Annotated in this window: 2 protein-coding genes and 1 pseudogene; 2 read left to right on the top strand and 1 reads right to left on the bottom strand. The window is 73.4% G+C overall.

Annotated features, from left to right (window positions below; translation table 11 throughout):
• Together D471_RS39940 and D471_RS0101550 are read left to right on the top strand one after the other, a co-directional pair.
• Window positions 1–808 (top strand): annotated as a pseudogene (locus D471_RS39940) (serine/threonine protein kinase); the annotation flags it as partial.
• 35 nt (window positions 809–843) lie between these two features.
• A complete protein-coding gene (locus tag D471_RS0101550; protein WP_026127309.1) occupies window positions 844–2,718 on the top strand; it encodes a serine/threonine-protein kinase in 1,875 nt (624 codons plus the stop codon).
• A 61-nt stretch (window positions 2,719–2,779) separates the two neighbouring features.
• Here D471_RS0101550 and D471_RS0101545 read toward each other — a convergent pair.
• The coding region (locus D471_RS0101545) for an alpha/beta hydrolase family protein (RefSeq protein ID WP_017596996.1) at window positions 2,780–3,751 on the bottom strand (972 nt) is incomplete at its 5' end.

Here is a 3,751-nt window from a genome sequence, read left to right as displayed (position 1 = left end):
CGCCCCGCCGGTGGAGGAGTGGCGGCGCCACGCGCCGCGCAGGCGTTCGTGGGTGGTGCGGCGGCGTGTGCCGCTGGCGGTCGGCGCCGCGGGGGCCGCGCTGGCGGTGCTGGTCGGCACGGTGGCCGGGACGCTGGCCCGCGAGGACGCGGACCCCGGAGCGGCGGACGGCGGCACGCCGGGCGGCGCGCAGGACCAGGTGCCGGTGGCGGAGGCCGGAGACGCGCGGGGGGCGGATGTGCCCTCCGACGTTCCCGAGGAGTACCGCGACCTGTACGAGAGCGGCCGCGTGATGGTGGCGTCCGCGTCGGACACCGCTCCCGAGCTCGTCCGCCGACTCGAACCGGCCTCCGGCGACGGGGAGCGACTGGACCAGCTGCGGCTCTCGTTCACCGCCACGGACCTGGTCGGCGACACCGCGCTCGTCGAGGTCAGGGCCGAGTACCTGCCGGACTTCGGAGAGCTGCAGATCGCCGAGTGGGACTTCGGCCGGGCCCCGCGGATCACCGCTGACCAGGGCGTCCTGGACGTCACCCGGCCGGAGACCAACAGCGTGTACGTGCTGAGCGCCCGCAATCCCACGGCCGACCTTCTCGTCGAGGTCGACGGCACGGAGGCGGGGCCCGTGTACTACGTGCCCGACGAGGTCCGGGACGCAGACGCAGCCATCACCGTCGACTACCCCGGCGGCGTCTGCTTCCGCCCGGAGAACGTGGTCGAGGACGGGGCCCACGACTTCGAACTCGAACCACTGAGGCCGTCCGTCGTCGAAGGAGGCCGGATCGACCACTGCGCTGATCGACCATGACCCCCGACTCCCCGTTCCCTCACGTGAAGGTACCCATGTCCCCTGACTCCCCCCGTCCGTTCGACCAGGACCACCTCCCGCCCGGCATCGACCCGCCCGGCGCCACCGATCCCCGACAGCTGGGGGACTACCGTGTCGTCGGCAGGATCGGCGCCGGCGGCATGGGCGCGGTGTACGCGGGCGTCGACCCGGCGGGCGCGTGTGCCGCGGTCAAGGTGATCCATCCGCAGTTCGCGGCCAACCCCGAGTTCCTCGCCCGCTTCGCCCGCGAGGTCGAACTGGTGTCGCGGGTGCGGGCGACCTGTACGGCGGCGTTCTACGGAGCCGACGTGCGTGCCAGCGCCCCATGGTTGGCCACCGAGTACGTGCGCGGACTGACCCTCCGCCAGCACGTCCGGGCCAACGGGCCCCTGACGGGCGGCATGCTGCTCTCTCTCGCGGTCGGTCTGGCGGAGGCCCTCGCGGCCGTCCACGAGGCGGACATCGTGCACCGGGACCTCAAACCGGGCAACATCATGCTCTCGCCGGAGGGGCCGAAGGTGCTCGACTTCGGTATCGCCCGTGCCGCCGACGCGACCGCCCTGACCCGGACGGGCGGTCTCATGGGGACGCCCGGGTGGATGGCTCCGGAGCAGTACCTCGGGCAGGAGGCCACGGCACGGTCGGACATGTTCGCCTGGGGCGGGTTGGTCGCCTTCGCCGCGACCGGCCGCAACCCGTTCGGGACGGGGAACGCGGAGGTCCTGATCCACCGCACCCGCGAGGAGGAGCCCGACCTGGAGGGGGTGCCGCCGGAACTCCTCGACCTGGTCCGCCGAGCGATGGACAAGTCCCCGCAGGCGCGGCCCACCGCCGCGCGGGCGCTCGCCGAGCTCACCGACGGATGGAACGCCACCCGCGTCCAACCGGCGCGCGACGTTCCGCCCACGCGGATCGTGCCCGACCTGCTCGCGACCGAGTGGCGCGGGGTGACGGCCCCGGAGCCCCGGCCCGTGCGCCGCCCCCGGCGCGGTCGAAGGATCGCACTGGTGACCTCCGTGACGGCCGCGCTCGTGGCCGTCACGATCGTCGCCGCGTGGCTGGTGCCGCCGCGGTCCGACGGGGCGCCCGAGGCCGCGGGGGAGGCTTCGCCGTCGCCGGAGGCGGACGGGGGCGAGGGCGGGCCCGCCGTCCTGACCTCGCCCGAGGACTTCGACGCCGTCCTGGCGGAGGCGGTCAGGCTCGCCCGGGAGGCGCCGAGCTTCGCCGCGTTCAGCTCACAGGACAGCGGTGACGTGGGCGACGGGCAGTCCGTGTACTACGAGTACACCGAGGACCCCGAACCCGTGTACCTGGACCTGGTGGTGGTCGGAGGGATGACCGACGGGCGGGTGGAGGTCGGCGAGGGGCCGGACGACGTCCTCGGGTTCATCGAGTCGGGCCGGGAGCAGAGCACCGGCTACGACCGGAACTTCTACCGGGACGCGGTGGCGGCGGACTCCGCGGCGCGTCCCCGGGACCGGTGGGAGACGGCGCTGGACGAGCTCGACGAGACCGTCCAGGACGGCGCGGAGGTCACCTACCAGGGTGTCGACCGCGCACGCGCCGACTTCCTTCCCGGGAGCATGGCCGGAGACAGGGATCTGGCCTCGCGTGAGGGCCACCACTACACAGGGTCCTTCATGCGCGAACCGGTGTACGAGGGGGACGAGCCGGAGGTCACCTTCGAGCTCTGGGTCGGGGACGACGGGTACCCGTTGACGTACCGCACCGAGCTGCGCTGGGAGGGGCCCACGGAGGCCGGGGACCCCTTCGGCACCGCCACCTACGACCTCGTCTTCGTCCAGTTCGGCGAGCCCGTGGAGATCGAACTGCCGGACGAGTCCGAGATCGCGGCGAGCCGGTCGCAGGCCCAGGGCTTCGGGTCCTGACACCCGGGCCCGGGCCGGGCGCCGGTCTCCCACGACCCGCGCCCGGCCCCGCCCACCGCGCCTACTCCCCGGTGAGGTTGTCCCTGAGGAACTCCACCTGGAGCAGCATCAGGTTCTCCGCCACCACCGGGTCCGACGGCATGTGCGTCACCCCCGACAGCGGCAGCACCGTGTGCTTGCGTCCCGCCGCGAGCAGCGCCGACGACATCCGCTGCGTGTGCGCGAACACCACGTTGTCGTCCGACAGGCCGTGGATCATCATCAGCGGCCGCTCCAGCTTCGCCGCGTCCGCCAGCAGCGAGCTGCCCTCGTAGGCCTCCGGCCGGTCCTGCGGTGTGCCCAGGTACCGCTCGGTGTAGTGCGTGTCGTACAGCTCCCAGTCGATGACCGGTGCGCCCGCGATCGCCGCGTGGAACACGTCCGGCCTGCGCAGCACCGCCAGCGCCGACAGGTACCCGCCGAACGACCACCCCTGGATCCCCACCCGCGAGGTGTCCAGGAACGGGTACCTCTCCGCCGCGTCCCGCAACGCCGCCACCTGGTCCTCCAGGACCGGTGTGGCCAGGTCGAGGTGGATCGCCTGTTCCCACTCCACCCCGACACCGGGGGTGCCCCGACCGTCCGCGATCAGCACCGCGAACCCCTGCTCGGCGTACCACTGCGCGGTCAGGTACGCCCCCCGCGCGTTGAGCACCCGCTGCGCGTGCGGCCCCCCGTACGGCGCCATGAGCACCGGCAGGGGTCGCAGGTCCTCCCGGTACCAGGACGGCAGCACGAGCGCGGTCGGGATCTCCCGCTCACCCGCCCGCCACCTCTTCACCCGCAGCTGCTCCGGCAGGTCGGGGGTCTGCGCGAAACTCTCGATCTCGGTCCGCGCCCGCTGCGTCTCCGAGCTGGCGTTGCGAAACACCAGCGTGTGCACGCCCGGGAACTCCATCGACCGGTGCTGCACCACGAGCGTGTCACCGCGCAGCCGCCCCGACCGCACCCCGCTGTGCGCCTCCGCGTCGGAGGTGGTCGAACACCCGTGCCC

This window comes from Nocardiopsis lucentensis DSM 44048, from assembly GCF_000341125.1.
GTDB lineage: Bacteria > Actinomycetota > Actinomycetes > Streptosporangiales > Streptosporangiaceae > Nocardiopsis > Nocardiopsis lucentensis.
This window is presented reverse-complemented; position numbering and strand designations above follow the sequence as displayed.

Coding starts and splice junctions, on each gene's coding strand:
- D471_RS0101550 (WP_026127309.1), top strand. CDS start 844: ATGTCCCCTGACTCCCCCCGTCCGTTCGACCAGGACCACCTCCCGCCC.